Origin of the sequence: Allotamlana fucoidanivorans (genome assembly GCF_006265225.1) — a bacterium.
Lineage (GTDB): Bacteria > Bacteroidota > Bacteroidia > Flavobacteriales > Flavobacteriaceae > Allotamlana > Allotamlana fucoidanivorans.
Map to the genome: position 1 here is coordinate 276,191 of NZ_VDCS01000001.1, position 25,326 is coordinate 301,516.

At 34.3% G+C, this 25,326-nt stretch carries 18 protein-coding genes and 1 CRISPR repeat array; of the genes, 8 read left to right on the top strand and 10 right to left on the bottom strand.

What is annotated here, in order from left to right:
* Nucleotides 1-2: 2 nt before the first annotated feature.
* Nucleotides 3-347, top strand: coding sequence for a CRISPR-associated endonuclease Cas2 (gene cas2 / locus FGF67_RS01215; RefSeq protein ID WP_139694630.1), 345 nt, complete (start codon nucleotides 3-5; stop codon nucleotides 345-347).
* A gap of 109 nt (nucleotides 348-456) precedes the next feature.
* Nucleotides 457-1,185: direct repeats of the CRISPR family, unit length 46 nt; unit sequence CCTGTGAATTCTCCATAAATTTAAAGAACTGAAAGCAATTCACAAC.
* 257 nt (nucleotides 1,186-1,442) lie between these two features.
* The gene (locus FGF67_RS01220; protein ID WP_139694631.1) at nucleotides 1,443-4,535 is read left to right on the top strand and encodes a glycoside hydrolase family 2 TIM barrel-domain containing protein; all 3,093 of its coding nucleotides are present in this window, start codon (nucleotides 1,443-1,445) and stop codon (nucleotides 4,533-4,535) included.
* Here the strand turns inward: FGF67_RS01220 and FGF67_RS01225 are convergent.
* The 5 genes from FGF67_RS01225 to FGF67_RS01245 all read right to left on the bottom strand — a co-directional run bounded on the left by FGF67_RS01225 (nucleotide 4,532) and on the right by FGF67_RS01245 (nucleotide 14,046).
* Entirely contained in the window at nucleotides 4,532-5,377 is an 846-nt protein-coding gene (locus tag FGF67_RS01225) for an alpha/beta hydrolase family protein (RefSeq protein ID WP_139694632.1), read from the bottom strand. The genes FGF67_RS01220 and FGF67_RS01225 overlap by 4 nt on opposite strands.
* A 1-nt stretch (nucleotide 5,378) precedes the next feature.
* Nucleotides 5,379-8,135, bottom strand: coding sequence for a PD-(D/E)XK nuclease family protein (locus FGF67_RS01230; RefSeq protein WP_139694633.1), 2,757 nt, complete (start codon nucleotides 8,133-8,135; stop codon nucleotides 5,379-5,381).
* Nucleotides 8,136-8,200: 65 nt separating this feature from the next.
* Complete coding sequence (locus FGF67_RS01235; RefSeq protein WP_139694634.1) at nucleotides 8,201-9,550, bottom strand: OmpA family protein; 1,350 nt, start codon at nucleotides 9,548-9,550, stop codon at nucleotides 8,201-8,203.
* Nucleotides 9,551-9,696: 146 nt separating this feature from the next.
* A complete protein-coding gene (gene kbl / locus FGF67_RS01240) occupies nucleotides 9,697-10,890 on the bottom strand; it encodes a glycine C-acetyltransferase (RefSeq protein ID WP_139694635.1) in 1,194 nt (397 codons plus the stop codon).
* 21 nt (nucleotides 10,891-10,911) lie between these two features.
* Nucleotides 10,912-14,046 (bottom strand): UvrD-helicase domain-containing protein, encoded by a 3,135-nt coding sequence (locus FGF67_RS01245; protein ID WP_139694636.1) that lies wholly within the window; start codon nucleotides 14,044-14,046, stop codon nucleotides 10,912-10,914.
* Between the two features lie 122 nt (nucleotides 14,047-14,168).
* On the opposite strand from FGF67_RS01245, the gene FGF67_RS01250 reads away from it, so the two are divergent.
* Entirely contained in the window at nucleotides 14,169-14,777 is a 609-nt protein-coding gene (locus FGF67_RS01250; protein WP_139694637.1) for a superoxide dismutase, read from the top strand.
* 482 nt (nucleotides 14,778-15,259) lie between these two features.
* On the opposite strand, the gene FGF67_RS01255 is transcribed toward FGF67_RS01250, so the two are convergent.
* From FGF67_RS01255 to purN, 4 genes are all read right to left on the bottom strand, one after another.
* Nucleotides 15,260-17,158: an amidophosphoribosyltransferase gene (locus tag FGF67_RS01255; protein ID WP_139694638.1), complete on the bottom strand. Its 1,899-nt coding sequence runs from the start codon at nucleotides 17,156-17,158 to the stop codon at nucleotides 15,260-15,262.
* A gap of 113 nt (nucleotides 17,159-17,271) precedes the next feature.
* A complete protein-coding gene (locus FGF67_RS01260; RefSeq protein WP_139694639.1) occupies nucleotides 17,272-18,198 on the bottom strand; it encodes a PfkB family carbohydrate kinase in 927 nt (308 codons plus the stop codon).
* 208 nt (nucleotides 18,199-18,406) lie between these two features.
* Nucleotides 18,407-19,048 carry a ribonuclease H1 domain-containing protein gene (locus FGF67_RS01265; RefSeq protein ID WP_139694640.1) on the bottom strand — a complete coding sequence of 214 codons (642 nt, stop codon included), beginning with the start codon at nucleotides 19,046-19,048 and terminating at the stop codon, nucleotides 18,407-18,409.
* Entirely contained in the window at nucleotides 19,041-19,607 is a 567-nt protein-coding gene (purN, locus tag FGF67_RS01270) for a phosphoribosylglycinamide formyltransferase (RefSeq protein ID WP_139694641.1), read from the bottom strand. The genes FGF67_RS01265 and purN overlap by 8 nt, the downstream gene beginning before the upstream one ends.
* A gap of 188 nt (nucleotides 19,608-19,795) precedes the next feature.
* Here purN and FGF67_RS01275 point away from each other — a divergent pair, with 188 nt between their 5' ends.
* The 5 genes from FGF67_RS01275 to pyk all read left to right on the top strand — a co-directional run bounded on the left by FGF67_RS01275 (nucleotide 19,796) and on the right by pyk (nucleotide 24,190).
* A complete protein-coding gene (locus FGF67_RS01275; RefSeq protein WP_009778413.1) occupies nucleotides 19,796-20,029 on the top strand; it encodes an acyl carrier protein in 234 nt (77 codons plus the stop codon).
* 21 nt (nucleotides 20,030-20,050) lie between these two features.
* Nucleotides 20,051-21,301 (top strand): beta-ketoacyl-ACP synthase II, encoded by a 1,251-nt coding sequence (gene fabF, locus FGF67_RS01280; RefSeq protein WP_139694642.1) that lies wholly within the window; start codon nucleotides 20,051-20,053, stop codon nucleotides 21,299-21,301.
* A gap of 98 nt (nucleotides 21,302-21,399) precedes the next feature.
* The gene (gene rnc / locus FGF67_RS01285) at nucleotides 21,400-22,140 is read left to right on the top strand and encodes a ribonuclease III (protein ID WP_139694643.1); all 741 of its coding nucleotides are present in this window, start codon (nucleotides 21,400-21,402) and stop codon (nucleotides 22,138-22,140) included.
* 119 nt (nucleotides 22,141-22,259) lie between these two features.
* Nucleotides 22,260-22,745, top strand: a complete 486-nt coding sequence (locus FGF67_RS01290) for an IPExxxVDY family protein (RefSeq protein WP_139694644.1) — start codon at nucleotides 22,260-22,262, stop codon at nucleotides 22,743-22,745.
* Entirely contained in the window at nucleotides 22,745-24,190 is a 1,446-nt protein-coding gene (gene pyk / locus FGF67_RS01295) for a pyruvate kinase (RefSeq protein WP_139694645.1), read from the top strand. Before FGF67_RS01290 ends, pyk begins: the two co-directional genes overlap by 1 nt.
* Before the next feature lie 133 nt (nucleotides 24,191-24,323).
* Here the strand turns inward: pyk and FGF67_RS01300 are convergent, their stop codons facing one another.
* Complete coding sequence (locus tag FGF67_RS01300; protein WP_139694646.1) at nucleotides 24,324-25,226, bottom strand: 3-keto-disaccharide hydrolase; 903 nt, start codon at nucleotides 25,224-25,226, stop codon at nucleotides 24,324-24,326.
* Between the last annotated feature and the right edge of the window lie 100 nt (nucleotides 25,227-25,326).

A 25,326-nucleotide genomic window follows, 5' to 3' on the forward strand; every position in this document is an offset into this window, starting at 1 on the left:
CTATGGAATCCTACTTAACCCGATTAAACCAATATAGATGTATGTGGGTACTCGTGTTTTTTGATCTGCCTACCGAAACTATTACAGAACGTAAGGCTGCTACACGGTTTCGAAAAAATTTATTAAATGATGGTTTTGGGATGTTCCAGTTTAGTATCTATACCCGATTTTGTGCAAGTCGGGAAAATGCATCGGTACATATTAAACGTACTAAAAAGGCGTTGCCAAAAAAAGGAAAAGTCTGCATCATGCAAATAACCGATAAACAATTTGGTATGATGGAACTCTTTCATGGTCAGAAAGAAGCCCATTTAGAACCGCCTTCACAGCAATTAGAATTGTTTTAGAAATTGAAAAACCGATACAAACGTTGTTGGTTTTTAATCCTTTCCATGATAAAGCAACCGTCTAAACATCACCATAAAAAACAGGATACCAACCCATTAGAGCAAGTATCCTGTGAATTCTCCATAAATTTAAAGAACTGAAAGCAATTCACAACTGGGAAACGCTTCAAGAAAAAAAGAATCCACCTGTGAATTCTCCATAAATTTAAAGAACTGAAAGCAATTCACAACACCTGTGTCTTTGGTGTCTAAAATTAAAACCCTGTGAATTCTCCATAAATTTAAAGAACTGAAAGCAATTCACAACAGGATATGGAATGGATAATGTGTTTCACCACCTGTGAATTCTCCATAAATTTAAAGAACTGAAAGCAATTCACAACTATTTATATCATTTGTGTTTCCTGCTCTATCCTGTGAATTCTCCATAAATTTAAAGAACTGAAAGCAATTCACAACTGTAATCTGTAACAGCTATGTTATCTGTAGCCTGTGAATTCTCCATAAATTTAAAGAACTGAAAGCAATTCACAACTGTAATTGCTTTGAAACCATGATCTTGTAACCTGTGAATTCTCCATAAATTTAAAGAACTGAAAGCAATTCACAACTGATTATGGATTAATTGCAACTGATGATGCCCTGTGAATTCTCCATAAATTTAAAGAACTGAAAGCAATTCACAACCTTAAATTTCCGCCTAGCATGTACATTTTACCTGTGAATTCTCCATAAATTTAAAGAACTGAAAGCAATTCACAACCAATGCTTAGGTGATTATTGGGAGAGTTTCCTGTGAATTCTCCATAAATTTAAAGAACTGAAAGCAATTCACAACACTTCACTTAAGAACCATTTTAGAGTCCAATGTTTTGTTACAAGTCCAAATTATTTATGATGTCTTTATGTGATTTTTAGGTTATTTTCAGTAGTCGAACTAGGGCATCTAAAATGCTTCCTTTTGAATTTGTTAATTTTTAAAGGACTAATTAAAAAAGTGAGGTTAAATAGCTCTCCAAATTGTTGGTTTTTAACAAGATGGTTTTTGGTAAGAAAAGTTATCTTTGAATGAACTATTGATTAACATGCTGTCAAATGAAAACCAGAGTATCCTTTCTTTTATTATTTACTAGTTTAATGTCATTTTCTCAAGTATTTGACTGGGAAAACCCTGAAGTTATTGCAATTAATAAAGAAGCACCTCATGCCTATTTTGTTTCGTATGACTCAGAGGATAATGCCTTAAAAGATGAGCTTAATTCTTCACATTACAAATCTCTCAATGGTATTTGGCAGTTTAATTGGAGCGAGAATTCAGATAAACGTGACAAAACTTTTTATAAATTAAATAGCAAGGCTTTAAAGTATAGAATACCAGTGCCTTCAAATTGGGAAATGCATGGGTTTGGATATCCTTTTTATGCTAACATTACTTATCCTTTTTCAAAAAATAAGCCTTTAGTTCCTCATGATTATAATCCAGTTGGTCAATATAAAAGAGAGTTTGATATTGATGCCTCATGGGCTAATAAAGAGATTTATATTCATTTTGGGGCAGTAAAATGTGCTTTTTACCTATGGGTAAATGGAAAGAAAGTGGGCTATAGTCAGGGCAGTAAATTACCAGCAGAATTCAATATTACGTCATACCTAAAGGAGGGTAAAAATGAGTTGGCTGTTGAAGCATACAAATTTACAGACGCTAGCTATATTGAAGATATTGACTTTTGGCGTTTGGCAGGAATTGAAAGAGATGTGTTTTTACATGCTCGACCAAAATTAATGCTACAAGATTTTTTTGCAAAAAGTACTTTGGATGAATCACTTGAAAATGGACTAATGGATTTATCTGTAGATATAAAGAATGTTAGCCCTAAAAAATCAGTAAAAGTTGTTGTTAAACTCTATGACGGTGATACAATTGTTTATGAGTCAACACAAAAGCGCTCTGTTAAAAAGGGAGAGGTGTCTGAACTAAATTTTAAAACCTTTATAGATAATGTAAAAGAATGGTCTGCAGAAACGCCTAATTTATATACCCTCCTAATAGCTGTAAAAGATAGTGATGATAACCTTTTAGAGTGTACGTCGCATCAAATAGGATTTAGAACTGTGATGCTAAAAAATGGACAACTATTAATAAATGGACAGCCAGTTTTATTTAAAGGCGTTAACAGGCATGAACATGATCCTAATCTTGGGCATGTCATGACCAAAGAGATGATGCTAAAAGATATTGAATTGATGAAAAAATTCAATATTAATGCTGTTAGAACATCACATTATCCTAATGATCCCTATTGGTATAAACTATGTAATAAGTACGGACTCTATGTAATAGATGAGGCCAATATTGAGGCCCATGGCTACGGTTGGATTGTAAACGAAGTCGCAAGAGATCCTAGTTATTATAAGTCCATAACCGATAGAATTCAGCGTTTGTTTTACAGAGATAAAAACAATCCGTCTGTAGTAATATGGTCTATGGGAAACGAGACAGGAACAGGACAGCCTTTTGTGGATAGCTATAATTGGTTAAAAAAAATGGATAGTACGCGTTTAGTATCTTATGATAGAGCCGAAGTAGATCCAGATTTTGATCATGTGCGTCATACCGATATTATAGGTTATATGTATGCTCCAATTGCAGATATTAAGAAAGAACATCTGCCAGCAAACCCTAATAGACCCTTTATTTGGGTGGAATACGCGCATTCTATGGGAAATAGTACGGGGAATCTAAAGGAATTATGGGATTTCGTAAGAACAGAACCAAGAGTTCAGGGCGGTTTTATTTGGGATTGGGTTGATCAAGGTCTTACTTTGAAAAGTAGTTCAGGTGAAGAATATTGGGGATATGGTGGCGATTTTGAGCCCGAAGGCAAGCCTCATGCCGGAGCTTTTTGTTTGAATGGGTTAATCTTTCCTGATAGAACAGTACAGCCGGCACTTTGGGAAGTAAAAAAACAGTATCAAAATATTCATATGACGGTGTTGGATTCTGAAGATTTAACGTTCGAAATTTTTAATGAAAACTTCTTTACTGATTTGGCTAAATTCAATCTAGAATGGGAACTTTTAAAGAATGGTTTTTCGGTATCTAGTGGAAATTTACATCTAGAAGGAGCGCCGTTGTCAAAGCAAAGTATTAGTCTAAAAAATAATATCACAAATTTTGAAGCAAATCAGGAGTATATAGTTAATTTTCATTGGAAGCTAAAAGACGCTCAAGGCTTGTTGAATAAAGGGCATGAAGTAGCAAAAGATCAATTTATTATACAAAATCCGAAAGCGTTTACTACCCATTTAAACACTTTTGATGCTATTAAGGTTAAAGAATCTAATAGTCAAATAGATGTGATAAGTACTAATAACATTATTATCAAATTCGATAAATTATCGGGAAATTTAATTGCATATGAGGTTAAAGGTAACAATTGGTTGACGGCTCCATTAGTTTTAAATACTTGGAGAGCACCAGTAGATAACGATTTGGGAGCTAAAATGCCTGAGAAATCATTTAAGTGGAAGGATATAGAATCGAATTTAAAAGCAGAAAGGGTATCTTGGAAAAAATTACCGGATAATCGTGTTATGGTGACTACCCAAAAATCCAATCCTGATATTGCTAACTTTTTTGTTAATTACACCATTGATGACAAAGGAAAAATAAAAGTGCAATATGTGTTTGAAAGAACAGGAGGTACGGGGTTAATGCCTCGTATAGGAATGAATCTTAAATTGATTAATCGCATGAAAGATGTGCGTTACTTTGGAAGAGGACCACATGAAAATTACCCTGATCGCAAAACCGCTGCTTTTTTAGGTATTTATAAGGCGTCGGTTGAAGAATGTTATGTGCCATATATTCGTCCGCAAGAAAATGGTTATCGAACAGACACAAGATGGTTAGAAGTTACAAATGATAAAAATAGTGGCTTGCGGTTTTCAAGTCATCAGCTCTTAAATTTCAATATTAATCACTTTAATAATGAAGATTTTGAGATAACAGGAAAAAACAGACATACCATTGATATTGTACCTAGAAATCATGTAAACCTAAATATTGATTATAAACAAATGGGTGTTGGAGGTGATACCAGTTGGGGACTATTACCATATCAAGACTATTTAATATTTCCCGAGCCGATGAAATATACGTTTTTTATTGAACCGATTATTAATTAGTCATGCTTAATAAATGTAATAATAGAGTCAGCCGCTGTTTTTAATTCAGTGGACAATGTGTTTTTTTGCCATGGGTGCTTTGTATTGAACACATGGTCTGCGTTTTTAATGATTTTTAATTTGCTGTTAGCATTCCATTTGTGAAGCTGATAAGCTTCGTCTATCAATACACTGGTATCTGCGTCTCCATGAATAATCAAATAAGGGATTTTTAAATGTTCTACGGCTCGTTTTATGGTTAACCGTTTCTCATTGGCTTTAAAATCTTCATAAAACTGATAGAAATGTGGCATGTGCTGTTTGGTTCTGCCATTTATCACATATTTTACACCATCTTTTTTCCATTGCTCTAAATCGCCTAGTGTTGCTGTGCGTTTAGCATAATCACATACCCCTGCTAAGCTCACAACGTTGGTAATTCTCGTGTCTTCTTCTGCTTTAATGGTAACTATTCCGCCTCCCCTACTATGGCCTATTAGCGTTATGTTTGTTCTGTTTATTTCTGATTGGAAATCGGATGTATTGTAAATCCAATCAATAACAGTTGTTAAATCATCCAGTTCTTTGGAGTAGTTGTTATTTCCAAAGGCTTCCAAATCGGGAAAATCTATGGGTTGCTCAACGGTTCCGCCATTGTGTGAAAAATTGAATTTGGTAAAGAAAAATCCAGCTTTAGCAAAGGCTTCAGCCATTAAGTCCCAAGCACCCCAATCTTTAAATCCTTTGTATCCATGGCAAAATATAATGAGGGGTTTAGGGTGTTGGGTTTCATTATAATATATATCAATGAGAATAGGTTTGTTGTGCTTACCCAGAATGACTATGTTTTTTGTGACGTTCATATTAAAGCTCTTTTTCAATAAAATCTGTGTTTGTATTGCAAATCTCTGTAATGAGTTTGTAAAGTTCTTTTTCAAAATGGGCCAATGTTTCCGCTGTAATCATGGTGTTTTTTGTACGACTTGATGATTGTTCTTTTTTAGAAAATTTCAAGAAACCTTGTCCTAAGTTTTTAAAAGACACAATACCAGCTTCCAATGGTAATTGAACTTGATTTGATTTGCTCATCATATAGGCGTACGTTAATACTTGAAAACTCTTGCTGTATTTTTTGTAGTCTGTTGTTATATCTTCCCAGTTAACCACTTCTACTTGGTTTTGTAACACGCTACCTGTTTTGTAATCAATAATTCGGGTAAGCCCATTAAACGCATCTACACGGTCTACAAAACCCTTTAATGTTACCGGAAAATCTAATTCTGGAATATGGATTTTAATTTCATTTTTAGCTTCTATTGCTAGTATTTTAATGGTATTTCCCTGTTGCAAAGATTTCATTTCTAAGTCTAAGAAATTGGAAATATAACGTTTCGCTATTTCGTATATAATGAGGTTTTTACCGGTGTAAATGTCTCCTTCTTTATAAATGTTTTTAAAATGGTATGAAACACGAGCTTCAATCTTGGTTTTAAAATCTTTTATAAGATCTGTATTTAAATACTGCCCAATATACGGTGTGTAAAAATCCTCTAAGGTATTATGAACCACTGTACCAAGGGTATTGGCTGCTACGGTCTCTTCAACGGTATTATAGTCTTTTATTTTTAAAACACTTTGGTAATAAAAATCAATCGGGTTTCTTATGTAATTTGTTAAAGAAGAAGGAGAAAACCCCTGTTTTGCCAACTGAATTAGTGCTTCTTTTAAAGCAGTTGTTTTTTTTATTGTTTTTAAGGTCTTCTCTATTTTTGGGACCAAAGGCGCTACAATTTGATGATTTATCTGGTGTAAGTTTTCTAATTCCAGTTGTGTTATAAATCGGCTTTTTTCTCCGCCTGTTAATATATCGGCTTCTGTGTTATACAGAATAAAAATATTTTTAGCGCGTTGCAGGAGTCTGTAAAAATGATACGTATAAACGGCATCCTTTTCTTTGTAGGTAGGTAAACCGTTTTCTAATTTCACGTCAAAAGGAATAAAAGAATTATGGCTTTTTCCTGCTGGGAGAATACCTTCATTAACCGACGAAATAATCACTGTTTCAAAGTCAAGTACACGAGATTCTAGCATACCCATAATTTGAAGCCCTTGTAAGGGTTCTCCTTGAAAATCTAAGGTTTCAATGCTTAATAATTCCTGGTAAACACTGTAAAGCGTTACGATGTCTTTTATATACTGATGTTTGGCGTTTAAACGTTGTAATTCATTAAATAGCTCGTTGAATCGGAAGAGATATTCTAATGATAGTAAATGAGTGTCTTTATCTTGGTCTAAATGTTGCTTAATGATTAAAATAAGCTTGTGACAACTATTTAGCGCAATATCCATGCTATTTTGCCATGATGAAAAGAGTAAATCAATTATTGTAGAACATTCAGGCGCCAAATCCTTTAAACGTGCATTGGTAATGTATACCAGATTATTTGTGTTGATGGTTTCTATGATGATATTGGCAAAATCAATCTCATTTACCATTAATAACGGACGAATATACTGATGCGAAATAATGTTAATAACCTCTTTGTAATAATACTTTCTTGAGGTGTTTTTATGTAGTTGAAAAAGCGCATCAAATAAGGAGGCCAGGGGTATGGATTTTAAAGGGAAACCCATTGTGACATTCAAATTATCAACACTCTTGGGTAGTGAATTTAGTACAGGAATAAGCAGATTTTCGTCTCCTAAAACTACCGCTGTATTCTGTAAGGTGTGTTGTTCTACTTTTAGTTGATTTAAAATAGAACCAATGTGTTTGGCCTGACCAATATTTTTTGGAATACCGTAGATAGAGATGTTTTTTGCGTTGGAATAATTGTTTGTAACCCAATGAAATGGGTTGTTTTTAAAGTAATGCCAGTTTTTTTTGTGTTGACGCATAAATAAAGCGGCATCATGTTTTTGATTGCTCATAAATGCATGGTCAATATCCCAATAGATTTGTGCCTGATTATGCTCTAAAAGGGTCTGTATTATAGTTTCTTCAGCAGTATTTAATGCGTTAAATCCTAAAAATACAAATTGTTTATTGGGATGGTTTTTTATATAATCTGGTAGTTGTTCAACCGCTTGCCTGTAAATTAATCCTTGATAGCCTATTCCTTGTTTAATCAGGTGATTGGTATAGTGATTATAGTAAATTGGTAGCTTTTTCCAGAAGTTTAAGTAAGCAGTTACAAAGTTTGTTTTGGGTTCTTCAAGAGACCAATGTTTTAGGTCTTCAATGGCACTTAAATAATTAAAAATATGATCCTGAGGAATGAGGTAACGATCAATTTCATTGAAATCTTGAAGGAGTATTTGTGCCCATTTAGAAAACGAGTCGAAAGTATCACCATCTTTTTCTGGCGTTAAAAACGAATAGGTATTGTAAAACTCAAAAAGCAATTCTGTATTCGTGGTGCTTTTAAGTAAAGATAACTCTTCAACAAATGCTTCAATACTCAGTATAGCGGGGGCAAAGCTGGTTGTTTCTAAAGCCGTATGAATTTGATTTTTCAGAAAAACACCTGCCCGTTTACTGGGTAGTACAAAGGTAATTTCAGAGAAATTAACGTTTTGCTTTTTAAGGTCGTTTAATACTTCAAAAATGAAAGTTGTCATGCTATAAAAATAAAAAACGCTTCGGATATCCGAAGCGTTTTTCAAAACGTTTATTTGTATTTTACTTATTTTACTAAGTTAATTTCAACACGTCTGTTGTTAGCTCTTCCAGCTCTTGTTTTGTTAGTATCTATAGGTCTTGACTCACCATAACCTTTAGAAGAAAGTCTAGCACCATCAATACCGTGATCAACTAAGTAATCTTTAACTGATTTTGCTCTAGACTCAGATAATTTTTGGTTTAATGACTCAGAACCTACGCTGTCTGTATGACCATCAATAGTGAACTTAGCGTTAGGGTATTCTTTTAAGATATCAATGATGTTTTTTAATACCTCAGAAGATTGAGCTTTGATTGTAGATTTTCCTGTATCGAATAAGATGGTTTTAGCATAAGCGTTTAATGCTTTTTTAACAGCCTCTGTCACTTCAGGACAACCGTTGTTAGCAACAGTTCCTTTTACATCAGGACATAAATCATCTTTATCTAACACACCATCACCATCTCTATCTGGCCAAGGACATCCGTTGTTTGCTGCAGGACCTGGCTCGTTAGGACATTTGTCATCGGCATCAGCAACACCGTCACCATCAGCATCAGGACATCCGTCTAGTGCTTTTAAACCAGCAACAGTAGGACATTTGTCATCTTTATCTGGAACACCATCACCATCAGAATCTGGACATCCGTTAAATTCAGCAGGACCAGCTTCGTTAGGACAGTCGTCTTTACTATCTTCAATACCATCACCATCGGTATCAGGACATCCGTTAAACTCAGCTAAACCAGCAACGTCTGGACAAGCATCGTCTTTATCATATATACCATCACCATCGGTATCAGTTCCTCCAAATTTAATTGAAAGCCCAATTGTGTGTTGGAAATGTTTGTCTAAATAATCTTCAAAGGCATGTTTGTAAGACGCTTGTAAAGTCAAACCAATATTGTCGCTAAACCAAACGTTTACACCAACAGTTCCATTTAAAGTTCCAGCACCAATCTCATCAACCCAAGTGTAACCACCACCAACACCTAAATAAGGGTCAAGTGTAGTTCCTTGAAGGAAGTTATATTTAATAGTACCATCAAGACCGTAGTATGACAAATCGTCAACGTTTAAATCTCCCCACTTATCAATTTTGTTCAATGAACCACCAACTCCTAATGTAAATCCACTTCCCATGTATTTAGAAACCGAGATGGTAGATAATGAAGGTAAAATGTTCCAGTGATCTGTAGCGTTAAAAAATTCATCGAAATACTCACCGCGAGGTGCATTTTCTCCAACCGGATAGAAGTCAACAGCATTTACCCCAATGGTAATCTGCCATGGATTGTTTTTGTCCTGTGCACTAACGTTGCTTATTACGAACAAAAGCAACATAGCACATAATAATCTGCTAAGATTTTTCATATTCAAAAGTTTAATTTTTAAGTGTTAATTGTAAACAAATGTAAGTTGTTAAATGTTATTAACAAAGACAAATATATAAAAATATTGTACAAACAATCACTAGATATGCCTGTTTCCCGTTTCTTACGTAGTAGTTAAGAATGAGTTTAGATTATGCTAAGTTGTTTTCCTACTTTGATAAATGCAGCTATAGCTTTGTCTAAATGGGCTTTAGTATGGCTTGCTGAAAGCTGTACGCGTATTCTTGCTTTTCCTTTTGGTACCACAGGAAAAAAGAACCCAATCACATAAATCCCTTCTTTTAGCAACAAATCAGCCATGGTTTGAGAGAGTTTAGCATCGTAAAGCATAACAGGTACTATAGCCGAGTCACCATCAACAATATCAAAACCAGCGGTTTTTAAGCCTTTTTTGAAGTAGTTTGTGTTCCATTCTAACGTATCACGTAAGCTTGTGTTTGTAGATAGCATGTCAAACACTTTTATTGAGGCGCCCACAATCGCTGGGGCTAAAGAATTAGAGAACAAATAAGGGCGAGAGCGTTGGCGTAGCATATCTATAATTTCTTTTTTGCCTGTAGTATAGCCTCCCATAGCGCCACCCAAGGCTTTACCTAAGGTGCCCGTAATGATATCCACTCTATTTAAAACACCTTTTTCTTCTGGTGTACCACGACCGGTAACTCCAATAAAACCAGCGGCATGGCACTCATCAATCATAACTACTGCATCGTATTGTTCGGCTAAATCGCAAATTTTATCTAAGGGAGCTACTAAGCCATCCATAGAGAATACACCATCTGTAACGATTATTTTGAATCTAGCTCCATGTTCATTAGCTAATATTAATTGCTGTTCGAGGTCGGCCATATCGTTGTTTTGATAACGGTATCTTGCCGCTTTGCATAGCCGTACACCGTCTATAATTGAGGCATGGTTTAAGGCGTCGGAAATTATAGCATCTTCTTTGCCTAGTAAAGGTTCAAACACCCCTCCGTTAGCATCAAAAGCGGCTGCATAAAGTATGGTGTCTTCCGTTTGGTAGAAACTGGCAATTTTCTGTTCAAGTGTTTTGTGAATATCTTGTGTGCCGCAAATAAATCGAACGGAACTCATGCCAAATCCATGTGAATCCATCGTATCTTTGGCGGCTTGAATAACCTCAGGATGCGATGATAAGCCCAAATAATTATTTGCACAGAAATTTAAAACGGTTTCACTTGTATTCAATGTAATCTCTGCACCTTGCGCCGAAGTTATGATGCGTTCTTCTTTATAAAGACCGTTATTTTTTATGTCTTGAATTTCTTTTTGAAGATGATTTTTAAGTTTTCCGTACATATTTTTGAATTTTTAACAAATTTACACATCTTTAATTTTTATATCCTCATTTAGATACACAAGAATTTTCTTTTTTGTGCTAATTTTCATGCTTTGTAAGGCGTCTTGATAAGATTGTAGTTGTTGGGCATGTGTTTTATCTTCTAAACCCGTTTTGTAATCTATTATTACGGCTTGTCCTTTCGAGTTAATAGCTATACGGTCTGGCCTTAATATAAGGCCTTGTTTAGTGATAATATCTTGTTCGTTATAGATGGTGTAGGCGTCACTGAAATATTTTTGTAGTTTTTCATGATTAACAATTTTATCTACAACCGCTTTAAGTAGCGTTGCTTGTGCTTTGTTGATTTTACCTTCGTCAATAAAACGGGAAATAACGCTTTCAATATCATTTTTGGTAATAATATGAGACATAATAGTATGTAACAAATTCCCTTTTTCAATGGCTTTTTCTTGGCGGGTATCCCATAAATAGCCTGATGTGGTTACTACTTTTATATTATGGTAGTTTTTAGACACAGAGATGAATTCCTCTTGCGTTTTTGTTTTGTGTTTTGGTTTTGATGGAGTCGATTCTTTTATGGGCTTTCCAAAAGCATAGGTAAATTCATAATTGTTCCATATGCTGTTGTGCTGTAAATAACTAATCAATAATCCTGAATACCTTTTGGTATTAACTTCTCCTTTTGCCGAAATATCTTTTGAGGAAATAATGTAAAGCTGTTCTTCTGCTCGTGTTAGGGCTACATAGAGCAAGTTTATGCTATCTAATTCTTGTTCGGCTCTATGTTTATTGAAAATACGGTAACCTTCTTCGCCAAAATATTCAAAATCGTTCGTATAATTTAATAGGGTGTATTGTAAAGAGCCATATTTTGTGTTATCAAGTTTAAACCATGCTTTGGGATCCACTTCGGCATAAATATCTAAATCGGCATAAGGAAATATGACCACAGGGAATTCAAGGCCTTTTGACTTATGAATGGTCATGATTTGTACCGCATTTTGACCTTTAGGAGAAATGATGCTTAGGCTATCTTTTTTCTTGTTAAAATAATCTAGGAAACTGGCTATGTCTGACCCTTTTTTTTGAGAAAAATCTAAAATAAGATCTAAGTAAAATTGAATATATGCGTTAGATTGTTGCGTTAAACCAAAGCTTCTCACCAAGGTTTCTACCAAATCATATAAAGGAAGTTGTAATAGGTTTTCATGGGAAATGGTAATGCCATAAGATTCCAGATCGTTGAATATCTCTGAAAGTGACTGGTTAATGTGTTTATTAAAAAAGCTATGTTTATCATTGAGATTAAATGTGTGGGCTAAAAAGTCTAAAACTTCAATTTTAATTTGGTTGTTTTTGGGTTGTATCAGTAGTTCTAATACATGATTAATGAAGGCCACTTCAGGTGCACTAGAAATTAATAAGGTTTCTGATGAAATTATAGGGATATTGTTTTGGCTTAAATAATTAGCCACTGCTACTCCTTCTTTGCGTTTTCTTACCAATACACAGATATTTTCAAAATCAAAGCCTTGTTCTAAACAAAAGTTTATTTTTTCTAGAACGGTTTGAGGAAAAATATCATCTCTTTTTTGATCTTTATCAATTTCTAGAAACGATAGTTCTACATACCCTTGTTTGTCTTGAATCTGGTTTTGAGAGGCATTTTCATATACCGCCTGATAGCTTTCCTGACTAAAGGCATACTGAGCTAAGAATGTAAAAAACTGATTGTTGAAAGTAACTATTTCATTAAAACTCCTGTAGTTTGCAGGCAAGTGTTCCACACTTTTTTTGGTATGAAACGGATTGTCTGCATGACATAAACCAATAAATTGTTCGGCTTTACCACCACGCCAACGGTATATAGCTTGTTTTGCATCGCCAACAAGCATACTAGTACCGCCTTCAGATGCTAAGGCATTGCCTAAAAGTGGTACTAAATTTTTCCATTGCATGATTGATGTGTCTTGAAATTCATCAATAAAATAATGCTTAAATTTTTCACCGATGCGTTCATAAATAAACGGGGTAGGTTGCCCTTTTATTTCGTTACTAATAATGGTATTAAATTCTGAAATTAACATTTTATTTTGATCTGATTTAAGAAAACGAAGTTCTTTATCAATAGCATTAAGTACAGAAAGGGGCGTAATGTTTTTGTAAAATAATTTTAAAAATTTATGATGATACACGTTTGCTTTAATCGCCTTGAAGGTCTGCTCAATTTGGGGTAACAAGGCTTCTATAGTTTGAGCTAAATCAGGAGCTAAGGTTTTATTGTAAATATTTTTTCTTTCTGAGATGTTTTCTTCTAATTTGTTGCTGTATATGTTTTTAAATTCTAATTGTGTTAATTTTTTAAAATGATTGGGTAATGTTTTTCTGCTGAAATGCACATCTTCTAAGCCAGATTGTGAAATAGTATTCAGAATGTTTTTAGCTTCAGTAATAATGATGGTTTCAGTTTCTGAAATTTCTGATCCAATTTGCTGTTTTAACTGAGCAAAATCCTGTAAGCTTTTATCTTTTAAGGCTTCAATGTACGAGATGTCATTTTCGTTAACGAGCAACTTGGCTATTTTATTGAAATCAAAAGACAAATCAAAACTTTTATCATCATCGGCTTTTTCAATAGCAAAATCAACTAAAGTTTTAGTAAGTTGAGGGTTTGTTCCCGCTTTTGATAATAAGCTATCAACAGCCTCAGTCAGGAGACTTTCTTGATCAATTTCTACCTCAAAATTTAAGGGCAACTTAAGGTCATGTGCAAAGGTTCTAATAAGTTTATGTGTAAAACCATCAATGGTAGAAATATCAAAAGCAGCATAATTATGAATGATGGTTTGGAGTAACGTTTCAGAGCGCTCACGTAGTTTGTTGGGTGCAAGATTTAACTCGATGCTTATGGCTTCAAACATGCTGTCTGGTGACGTTAATATATCTGGCTTTGAAAACGTTTTTAAGGTTTCTATTAACCGTTCTTTCATTTCAGAAACCGCCTTGTTGGTAAATGTGATTGCCAAAATACGGTTGAAATAAAACAAGTTATCTGTTTGAAATAAAAGTTTTAAATAAGCTTTTACTAGTGTATAGGTTTTTCCACTACCTGCGGAGGCGTTATAAATTATAAAAGGCTGCGTTTTGGGCATATTTGTGAATTTGTTTACAAGATAAAAACTATCAATAGTTTGATAACAATTTATTATTTTTAATTGGCCAGTATAATGTGTAAATTTGATGACATTAAAATTAATATTTAAAACAAATTATTATGGCTTTTGAATTACCAGAATTAGGGTATGCCTATGATGCTCTAGAACCACACATGGATGCTAGAACTATGGAAATACATCATACAAAACATCATCAGGGATATACTAACAATTTAAATAATGCGATTGCAGGAACAGATTTGGAAGGAAAATCTATTGAAGATATTTTGGCAAATTTAGATCCAAGCAATACGGCTGTTAGAAATAATGGAGGTGGGTTTTATAATCACTCTTTGTTTTGGACAGTAATGAACCCAGAAGGTAGAGGCTATTTGTCTGGAGAATTAAAAGATGCTATTGAGGCTACATTTGGCTCAAAAGATGAGTTTATTGAGGCATTTAGTAAAGCTGCGGCTACACGTTTTGGCTCTGGATGGGCTTGGTTGTGTGTGCATGAAGGAGGAAAACTTGAAATCTGTTCTACAGCAAATCAAGATAATCCGTTAATGCCAGGCATTGGTTGTGGCGGTACGCCAATTTTAGGTCTTGATGTTTGGGAACATGCTTATTATTTAAACTACCAAAACCGTCGTCCAGATTATATTAGTGCTTTTTTTAACGTTATCAACTGGAATGAAGTTGAAAAACGCTATGCAGAAGCAAAATAATTAGGAAACACAATACGCATAAAAAAATCGCTTAAGTTTTAGGCGATTTTTTTATGCGTAAAAGTCACATATTGCTTTAAATGAAAAAGGTGAACAAGATGTTCACCTTTTTGCCCCAAATCTACCATGAACTTAACCTACTTATGTTATGGTGAGTCAAATATATAGGGGTGCAGAGGGCTTTAAAAATATTTTGGTTGAATGACTTAAAAATTGGCTTAACAGAAACTAAACTAATTTTATGAGAAGGGGTGTTTGAGATAAAATAATAGAGTAAAAGGAAATAATATGGCATAAAAAAAGGCGAACAAGCGTTCACCTTTTTTTGCCCCAAATCTACCATGAACTTAACCTACTTATGTTATGGTGAGGGCAAGTTATATCTATTTTAGATAATCTGTATATTTTTTAGACGAATAGCATATTTATAAGTTGAAATACATTATTTAAGATCTATGTGTTAAAAATTATTAAATCGTCAATTAATAGGCGCGTTCTTTGTTTCCTTCATAAAAGTTAATGAACGCTCTGTTAACTACTCTGTTGCCTCCAACGGTTGGATAATTTCCAGTAAAGTACCAATCACCTAAATGTTTAGGGCAGGCCTTGTGTAAATTTTCTACCGATTGGAAAATAATCTTAACACCTGCGTTAATCGATTCATCACTAAGTAATTCCGAAATTTTGTCCGAAATTTGCTCATCTGTAAACGGATCATAAATCTCTTTTACAAAGTTTTGAACATACTTATCTTCAAGATCTGTTTGGGTTACACATTTTTCATAGACCTCTTTTACAATATCATATTTGTTGTTGTCTTTAAGTAATGCTAATGCCGCTCTAAAAGCAACCAAGTCTTCCAATCTTGCCATATCAATGCCATAACAATCAGGATACCTAATTTGTGGTGCTGACGATACGACTATGATTTTCTTAGGATTTAATCGATCCAGCATTTTCAGGATACTTTTCTTTAAAGTAGTTCCTCTTACAATGCTATCATCAATAATCACAAGGTTATCTTCTGGTTTAATAACACCATATGTTACATCATAAACATGAGCTACCAAATCATCTCTACTACTATCTTCTGTAATAAACGTTCTTAGTTTTACATCTTTAATAGCAATTTTTTCAACTCTGGCATGCTCAGATAAAATCTCGGTAACCTTGGCGGCCGATAAAGAACGTTGTCCGTTTAAAATAGCCTTTGTTTTTCTTTCATTGATAAAGGCATCAGCATTTTCTATCATACCAAAAAAAGAGGTCTCGGCCGTATTAGGGATATATGAAAACACCGTGTTTTTGGTGTCGTTATTTATCGCTTTAAGTACTTTGGGCATTAATAGTTTACCAAGCATTTTGCGCTCTTGGTAAATTTCGGCATCACTACCCCTTGAGAAATAAATGCGTTCAAAGGAACAGGATTTTCTTTCTAAAGGTTCTAGGATCTGTTTTATTCTAACTTCACCCGACTTTTTTGTAATGATGGCAGAACCAGGATCTAGTTCTTTTACGTCCTCAAACTTTACATTGAATACGGTTTGAATAACAGGGCGTTCAGAGGCGACCACTACCACCTCGTCATCTTGGTAATAGTATGCCGGACGAATGCCTGCAGGATCACGTAAAACAAATGCATCACCATGACCAATTAATCCCGCCATAGCATAACCGCCGTCCCAGTTTTTGGCTGCTCGTTTTAAAATTTTTCCAACTTTTAAACGTTCTGCAATTAAAGGTGACGCTTCTCTTTTGTTATAACCTTCTTTTTTAAGGTCTTTATATATTTTACTTACAGCATCATCTAAAAAATGACCAATTTTTTCCATGATAGTAATCGTATCAGTATACTCTTTTGGATGCTGGCCAAGTTCAATTAAGTTACCAAAAAGCTCTTTTACATTAGTCATGTTAAAGTTTCCAGCCATGATAAGGTTTCTGTGCATCCAATTGTTTTGTCTCAGAAAAGGGTGAACACTTTCTACACTGTTTTTCCCAAAAGTACCGTAACGCACATGACCCAATAACACCTCTCCTATGTACGGAATATTGCGTTTTTGAGCTGCTACATTATCAGCATATTCTGGGTGTGCTTTGAACTCGCCATTAATTCTATCATTAATTTGAGCGAAAATATCTTGTATAGGTTGTTGTGCTACAGAGCGTACTCTACTAATATAACGTTGCCCTGGCTCTGTATCTAATTTAATGCTGGCAAATCCGGCACCATCTTGACCACGATTGTGCTGTTTTTCCATCATTAAATACATTTTGTTTACACCATAAAAAGCACTGCCATATTTTTCTTTGTAAAACTCTAATGGTTTTAGAAGTCTTATCATGGCAATTCCACATTCGTGTTTTAAAGCATCACTCATATTAAAAAATGTTTTCGCTTTCGCGGAAATAAAATATTTTATCGATTTCCATATACTGGAAATCAATGGGTTAATTTAAATAAAAACGCACTCTATTTTGAGCGCGTTGTTTTTTATGATAATTCTATATCAAATTGTGTTAATTGCTTAAATTGCAACAGGCGTTTATGTACTTCATTATTTGATAAATATTGCATGCGTTCTGTTCCAAATTTTTCAACACAAAACGAGGCTAATGTTGAACCGTAAATTACAGCATTTTTCATGTTTTCAAACGAAAAATCATTTGTTTTTGCCAAATATCCAGCAAATCCTCCAGCAAATGTATCTCCAGCTCCTGTTGGGTCAAATACTTCTTCTAGTGGCAAAGCTGGGGCATAAAACACATGGTCGTTATGAAATAAAAGTGCTCCGTGCTCCCCTTTTTTTATAACTATATATTTAGGACCCATTTCATGAATTTTACGAGCAGCTACTAGTAATGAGTATTCTCCTGTTAATTGTCTGGCTTCTTCATCATTAATAGTGATAACATCTATACGTTTAATAACGTCAAGAAGTTCATTTAAGGCACAATCCATCCAAAAATTCATAGTGTCTAATACCACCAATTTAGGTTTTTTGGTCATTTGATCTATAACACTAGATTGGACGAGAGGGTGTAAGTTTCCTAACATGACCACTTCTGCATCTCGGTAAGCCTCAGGAACAACTGGATTGAAATTTTCAAGCGTGTTTAGTTCCGTGACCAACGTGTCTCTTGTATTCATGTCATTGTGATAACGCCCACTCCAAAAGAATGTTTTCCCATTTTTAATAATTTCTACTCCAGAAACATCTATGTTTTTATTCGCTAATAAATCTAAATATGCTTGAGGAAAATCACCACCAACAACAGAAACAGCAGTAGCGTCAACATTAAAATGAGAAGCGGCTAACCCTATAAAAGTAGCAGCACCACCTAAAATTTTATCGGTTTTCCCGAAAGGCGTTTCAATAGCATCAAATGCTACGGTGCCAACTATAACTAATTTACTCATAAAAGAGACCTGATAATTTTTTGCAAATATAAGTCTTTTTAAAGATTAACAAGAGGTATAAATGTTAGCAATCAGCTTTGTGTAATTATTTTTTGAGTTTATGTGACTTTTTAATACATAGGGTGTCTAAAATGATAAAGGCTATTATCAATGAAGAGAACAGGGGTGTATTCTGTGTAATATGCCTCTGTTTTTAATAAATACAGTATTATTTTCTACCAAAGTCTGCTGGAATTTCACCCCAAGCCTTGGTTTCCCATTTTACTATGGTGGTGCTGTATGTATTGGTTTTTAGCCATTCTATAGCACGGTCAACTAAATCAAACAAGGGTTTGTTTTTGGCGTTTCGTTGAAGTTTGGTATTGCAGTTTTTCTTTTTTACCCAGCTTATGGCCGTTTTAGAGTCTGTATAGATGATACGGTTACTGTTGTTTTTTTTTAAGAAAGCCAAGCCGTGAACAATAGCTAAAAACTCACCAATATTGTTTGTGCCTTCTTCAAAAGGACCTTGAGTAAAGAGTTGTTTTTTAGTTTTGGTATCTACGCCGCGATATTCCATGCGCCCTGGATTACCACTTGAGGCAGCATCTACAGAAATAGAGTTATAGTTGGGTTGGCCTATTTTTTTGAGTTGTTCTTCTGAAAGCGAACTTGTAAACTTAGAGGTTTTACCAATATAGTTTTTATAATCTTCTTTTAAAGCTTTTTTGGCAGCTTCAAATGTTGTGAAAGATTTATAGATGGCGCCTTCAAAATTTTTAATTTGTGCTTTACAGTCGTCCCAAGATTCAAAAACCCCAGTTTTATGACCCTTCCAGATGGTGTAGTATTTTTTCTTTTTTTTACTCATGTAGTAATTGGTCAACAACTTTAGGAAAATGTTTCATTTCCAATTCATGAATTTTGGCTGCTACGTCATCGGCAGTATCGGTTGGCAATACGTCGCATTTATCCTGAAAAATAGTAGCACCTTCGTCATAATTTTCGTTTACATAATGAATGGTAATACCAGTTTCTGTTTCTTTATTTTTTACTACGGCATTGTGTACGTGCATGCCATACATGCCTTTGCCACCAAATTTGGGTAAAAGAGCGGGGTGTACGTTAATAACCTTATTAGGAAAAGCATTTAAGATGTGTTCAGGAAACTTCCATAAAAAACCAGCAAGAACAATCAAATCGGGTTTAGAAGCTTTTAAAATATTGAGAACATCATCTGTTTTATAAAGAGATACTCTATTAAATGAAAGAGCACTAACTTCAAGATTTTTAGCCCTGTCAAGCACTTTGGCCTGTGGGTTGTTGCAAAGTATTTGAGTAACACGTGCATGATCGCTATTTTGAAAAAACTTAATTAAGTTTTCAGCATTAGATCCGCTACCAGATGCAAAAATTACAATACGTTTCATAATACAGGCTATAGTGTTATAGATTATTCAAAACAAAAAAAAGAATAAATATTAACAAATAGTGAGTAAAATAAAAATACTTCAAACTAATTTTAGTAAATTGACAACACATTTTTAAAGTAAAGGTGTGTTAAAAGAATAAAGTTTTTTATTTTTGCCAACTAATTAAAATTTAAAATAAAAAGATTATGTCAGACATTGCATCAAGAGTAAAAGCGATTATCGTAGACAAATTAGGAGTTGATGAAAACGAAGTTGTTGCTGAAGCAAGCTTTACTAACGATTTAGGAGCAGACTCTTTAGACACTGTAGAATTAATTATGGAATTTGAAAAAGAATTCGATATCCAAATTCCAGATGATCAAGCTGAAAACATTGCAACAGTTGGTCAAGCGATCTCTTATATAGAAGAGGCTAAATAAGAAAAAACAAGCAAGTACTTTATGGAAGTAAAGCGAGTTGTAGTCACAGGATTAGGAGCTTTAACACCCATAGGCAATACCAAGGATGAATATTGGGACGGTCTAGTAAATGGTAAAAGTGGGGCTGCGCCTATAACATATTATGATACCGAAAAGTTTAAAACAAAATTCGCTTGCGAATTGAAAAACTTTAACGCAACTGATTTTATTGATCGAAAAGAAGCTCGAAAAATGGATAAGTTTGCGCAGTACGCTATGGTTGCTGCCGACGAAGCCATTGAGGATGCTAAACTCGATTTAGAAGCAGTGGATAAATTGCGTGTTGGTGTTATATGGGGCGCAGGAATAGGTGGATTAGAAACGTTTCAGCAAGAAGTTTTAAACTATGCTGCTGGAGATGGAACACCAAGGTTCAACCCGTTCTTTATTCCTAAGATGATTGCCGATATTGCACCTGCAAATATCTCTATAAAACATGGTTTTATGGGGCCTAACTATACAACAGTTTCTGCTTGTGCTTCTTCTGCTAATGCTATATTCGACGCACTTAACTCTATTCGATTAGGGCATTGTGATGTTGTAGTGACAGGAGGTAGTGAAGCTGCAGTAACTATTGCTGGGATGGGGGGATTTAATGCCATGCATGCATTATCAACTAGAAATGACAGTCCAGAAACAGCGTCTCGCCCATTTGATGGTACGAGAGATGGGTTTGTACTTGGAGAAGGTGCTGGTGCACTTGTTCTAGAAGAATATGAGCATGCAAAAGCTAGAGGAGCAAAAATATATGCAGAAGTAGCAGGAGGTGGATTGTCTTCTGATGCTTACCATATGACTGCGCCACATCCAGATGGTATAGGTGTTATAGCGGTAATGAAAAACTGTTTAGAAAATGCAGGCCTAAAACCAGAAGACGTAGACCATATTAATACACATGGAACATCTACACCTTTAGGAGACGTTGCAGAACTAAAAGCTATTTCAGAAGTATTTGGAAGTCACGCAAAAAATATAAATATAAATTCAACAAAATCAATGACAGGCCACCTTTTAGGTGCGGCTGGAGCTATTGAAGCCATCTCTGTTATATTGGCTATGGAGCACGGTATGGTGCCACCTACCATTAACCATACAACAGTTGATGAAAATATTGATCCTGAATTAAATTTAACCTTAAACAAGGCTCAAAAGCGCGACGTTAAAGTGGCTATGAGTAATACATTTGGATTTGGCGGACATAACGCTTGTGTATTATTCAAGAAAATAGATTAAATCCCGAATGAAATAAACCATAACGATAAATTAAATTTTACATTATTATGAACCATGGTTTATTACATCTGACAATAAAATAATATATTTACGTTCAGATGAAAAACATTCCTAACATATTAAAATCCCGTTCAAAACGTAACGGGATTTTTTTTATGGAATTAACTAAAATTCTAGGTTTTAAACCTCGAGATATTAAATACTTCAAAAAAGCCTTTACGCATCGGTCTATGAATATAAAAGACGGTAAAGGTAATCCTTTCAACTATGAAAGACTTGAATTTTTAGGCGATGCTATGCTAAGTTCGGTAGTAGCTTCTCATTTATATTTGGAAGTACCTAGCGGTGATGAAGGATACCTAACTAAGATGCGCTCAAAAGTTGTAAGTAGAGAACATCTTAATGAACTTGGTAAAGAATTGAGGCTGGTAGATTTTGTTGAGAGTAAAATACCTGCGGGTCAGTTTGGGGATAATATCCACGGTAATTTATTTGAAGCTCTAATAGGCGCTATTTTTTTAGATAGAGGCTATAAATACTGTGAAAAATTTATCTATAGACGTGTTATTGTACCTTACGTAGATATTGAAAAACTTGAAGGAAAGGTAATTAGTTATAAAAGCCTTTTAATTGAATGGTGCCAAAAAGAAAAGAGAATATTTAATTACCATGTTTATGAAGATTCTGGTAATGATATTGTACGTCACTTTTCAGTAAAATTATCTATTGATAATAAGGTAGTGGCTAAAGCCAGAGCTACATCAAAGAAAAAAGCAGAAGAAAAAGCTTCCAAAAGAGCGTTTTTTGCTTTTCAAAGTAGAATGTCAAAAATGATATAGAAAATAGTACGGTGACGTAATTAACTATAACGTTTTAGTTTAATTTCTTGTTAACATTGGTGTAATTTTGTTAGTTCAATAGTTATAAATACTATATTTACCGAGTTTTTGCGTAAATTATGGCTGTTCATAAATTTATTTTAGATGATACGTTTCATGAAGCTTTATACACTTTAATAGCAATACATTGTAGGCTTGAAGATTACAGATTAGCCTATTTGTTAAATAAATATTTAGGTACAGAGCTCAAAAGAAAACCTTCTGATTTAGATTTTAAACAAGGTAAATCCTCATATTCAATTTATGAATGGGAAGATGAGAGACAACTAATAGTTTGGAGCTTGGTATCAAATATTTGTAAGACCGAAGAATTTCAGCAAAGACAATATGAATCGTTATTCGATTCGAAAGAAAAAATAATAAAAACGAATTATCTGTTGCCTGAATATAAAACTGTAAATTATTTTTTGAAAATAGAGAGCGAGTTCAGTTTTAGTAAAGAAAAGTATATTGTTGATAGTATACTAAAAATACCCCAAATTGCAACCGCCTACAGTATTGATTCGAGTCAATTGAAATCTAAAGACAATTTAATTTTTAACTAATGTCAACAACAACAAAAAAAACAAAAATAGTTGCTACTCTCGGACCAGCAACCAGTTCAAAAGAGGTTTTAAAGGGTATGCTTGAAGCGGGAGCAAATGTTTTTAGAATAAACTTTTCTCATGCCGATTATAATGACGTTGCTGAACGCGTTAAAATGATTCGTGAGTTGAATGAAGAGTATGGCTTTACAGCAGCAATTCTAGCCGATTTACAAGGGCCAAAGCTTCGTGTGGGTGTGATGAAAGAAGAAGTAATCGTTAACCCTGGTGATGAGATTATTTTTGCCACCGGAGAACGATTTGAAGGGACTAAAGATCGTGTTTACATGACCTACAAGAACTTTCCTCAAGATGCCAAACCAGGAGAACGTATTCTTTTAGATGATGGTAAATTGATTTTTGAAGTGGTGTCTTCAGATAATAAAACTGAAGTAACGGCAAAAGTAATTCAAGGCGGACCATTAAAATCGAAAAAAGGAGTTAACCTTCCAAATACTAACATTTCTCAACCAGCATTAACAAAAAAAGATATTGAAGATGCTATTTTTGCTATCAGCCAAGAGGTAGATTGGATTGCGTTGTCATTTGTACGTCATGCTGAAGATTTAATGCAATTGAGAGATTTGATTAAAGAGCATGCCGAATATAAAATACCTATTGTTGCGAAAATTGAGAAACCAGAGGCTATTGAAAATATAGATAAAATTGTAGCACATTGTGATGGTTTGATGGTAGCACGTGGCGATTTAGGTGTTGAAATTCCTGCAGAAGAGGTGCCTTTAATACAAAAGCAATTGGTGCTTCGTGCAAAACGAGCTAGAATTCCAGTTATTATTGCTACTCAAATGATGGAAACTATGATTTCTAGTTTAACGCCAACACGAGCAGAGGTGAATGATGTGGCAAACTCGGTTATGGATGGCGCTGATGCTGTGATGCTTTCGGGAGAAACTTCTGTCGGGAAATATCCAGTTGAGGTTATTCAAAAAATGTCCGATATTTTGAAAACGGTTGAAAACTCGGCACTTATTCAAGTGCCTCAAATGCCGCCACATATTCGTACAAATCGTTATATCACAAAATCAATTTGTTATCACGCAGCCAATATGGCTAATGAGATTAATGCAAAAGCCATTTCTACATTGACCAATAGTGGGTACACAGCGTTCCAAATTTCGGCATGGCGTCCGTCATGTCATATTTTAGTATTTACTTCAAATAAACGCATACTAACACGTTTAAGTTTGTTATGGGGTGTACGTGCTTTTTATTATGATAGATTTGTTAGTACTGATGAGACAATAGAAGATGTAAACGCTATTGCTTGTAAAATGGGTTATCTAGAAGTGGGTGATATGCTTATAAGTTTAGCAGCTATGCCAATTCAAGAAAAGGGTATGGTAAATACACTTCGTGTAACTGAAATAGAAAATTGTAATTTCTAATTGTATAGATAGAATACCATAAAAAAGCCACCAATTTTGGTGGCTTTTTTATGGTTAAAACTTAAATTTAAGTTGTACACTAACCATTTTTTTATCAACAGAATTTTTTTTGGCTTCGGTATTTAGGTTATAATCAGAAAAGTGCTTTTTGTTCCGGAGTCAATGAATCTATTTCTCTAATTCTAATATCTTTAAAAAATATTTCGGCAGCTTCACTTTGCAATTGAATTTTCCCTTTGATAAGCGGTACAGAATTACCATTTTCATCTATATATCTAGAATTTTTTAAAATCATAACAACTTCTCCATTTACAACATGCAGACTTTTGCCTTCAAAACAGTATAAATCTAATGTGTTCCATTCATCATGAGGTTTTTCATAATTGCCACTTCTCAGGCAATAATTTCCGTAAGGCCCATGCATGGTTATTGGTAAATAATCTTGAGACTCATGAGCTAAGGGGTTTAAATTAGATTCTGGTTTATAAGCTCTGATATCAATAGCAGAGTTTGCTTGACTCCAAAAATCACCGGTGTGTCCTTCCATAATTTGAAATTCTTGAGACAACATCCAAGACCTCCAAAATTCTGCTGCCATGGGACCTATAGAATGATATAGAATTCCAGAATCTTTTAATAAATCTTTTCTGTAAGCCCATGTTTTATTCCCCCATTTATATTTAAGCTGAAAATGATAATTTTTAAATTCCTCTTTGGTTACTAAACAACCGTAGTATTCTCCAGTATTTCTTATGATGGTGCCATCACCTTCTTGGATTGTTGTAAAAACATCATAACCAGGTTTGTTTAACCCAATTGGACGAACTAGTTCTCCTTGTTCATTTTTGGGTTGAGTACCATCGTACCCTGGTTGTATTTGATAACTTAAATAAGTATCCCATTTTGATAGATCCTTGTCTATTAAATTAACCCAAGTACCAGCTTCAAGTATTTCTAGAGGTTGTTGATTTTTAACTTGTTTGGAGCAGGATAATAAAAGGAAAATTAGGCAAAAAGCTATTTTGTGAAGTGTCATTATTATTACAGATTAGTTTGCTTAAAGAATTCATGAAGTAAATTACAAAATTTCATAGCTTTTAAAGTTAAAAAACCAGATTTAAAAACAGTTGTTCAGT

Bases quoted from the DNA above. Each gene is read 5' to 3' on its own strand.
- fabF (WP_139694642.1), top strand. From the start codon at position 20,051: ATGGAAGTAAAGCGAGTTGTAGTCACAGGATTAGGAGCTTTAACACCC.
- FGF67_RS01260 (WP_139694639.1), bottom strand. From the start codon at position 18,198: ATGAGTAAATTAGTTATAGTTGGCACCGTAGCATTTGATGCTATTGAA.
- pyk (WP_139694645.1), top strand. From the start codon at position 22,745: ATGTCAACAACAACAAAAAAAACAAAAATAGTTGCTACTCTCGGACCA.
- cas2 (WP_139694630.1), top strand. From the start codon at position 3: ATGGAATCCTACTTAACCCGATTAAACCAATATAGATGTATGTGGGTA.
- FGF67_RS01255 (WP_139694638.1), bottom strand. From the start codon at position 17,158: ATGAGTGATGCTTTAAAACACGAATGTGGAATTGCCATGATAAGACTT.
- FGF67_RS01250 (WP_139694637.1), top strand. From the start codon at position 14,169: ATGGCTTTTGAATTACCAGAATTAGGGTATGCCTATGATGCTCTAGAA.
- FGF67_RS01275 (WP_009778413.1), top strand. From the start codon at position 19,796: ATGTCAGACATTGCATCAAGAGTAAAAGCGATTATCGTAGACAAATTA.
- kbl (WP_139694635.1), bottom strand. From the start codon at position 10,890: ATGTACGGAAAACTTAAAAATCATCTTCAAAAAGAAATTCAAGACATA.
- rnc (WP_139694643.1), top strand. From the start codon at position 21,400: ATGAAAAACATTCCTAACATATTAAAATCCCGTTCAAAACGTAACGGG.
- FGF67_RS01225 (WP_139694632.1), bottom strand. From the start codon at position 5,377: ATGAACGTCACAAAAAACATAGTCATTCTGGGTAAGCACAACAAACCT.
- FGF67_RS01220 (WP_139694631.1), top strand. From the start codon at position 1,443: ATGAAAACCAGAGTATCCTTTCTTTTATTATTTACTAGTTTAATGTCA.
- FGF67_RS01300 (WP_139694646.1), bottom strand. From the start codon at position 25,226: ATGACACTTCACAAAATAGCTTTTTGCCTAATTTTCCTTTTATTATCC.
- FGF67_RS01265 (WP_139694640.1), bottom strand. From the start codon at position 19,048: ATGAGTAAAAAAAAGAAAAAATACTACACCATCTGGAAGGGTCATAAA.
- FGF67_RS01235 (WP_139694634.1), bottom strand. From the start codon at position 9,550: ATGAAAAATCTTAGCAGATTATTATGTGCTATGTTGCTTTTGTTCGTA.
- purN (WP_139694641.1), bottom strand. From the start codon at position 19,607: ATGAAACGTATTGTAATTTTTGCATCTGGTAGCGGATCTAATGCTGAA.
- FGF67_RS01230 (WP_139694633.1), bottom strand. From the start codon at position 8,135: ATGACAACTTTCATTTTTGAAGTATTAAACGACCTTAAAAAGCAAAAC.
- FGF67_RS01290 (WP_139694644.1), top strand. From the start codon at position 22,260: ATGGCTGTTCATAAATTTATTTTAGATGATACGTTTCATGAAGCTTTA.
- FGF67_RS01245 (WP_139694636.1), bottom strand. From the start codon at position 14,046: ATGCCCAAAACGCAGCCTTTTATAATTTATAACGCCTCCGCAGGTAGT.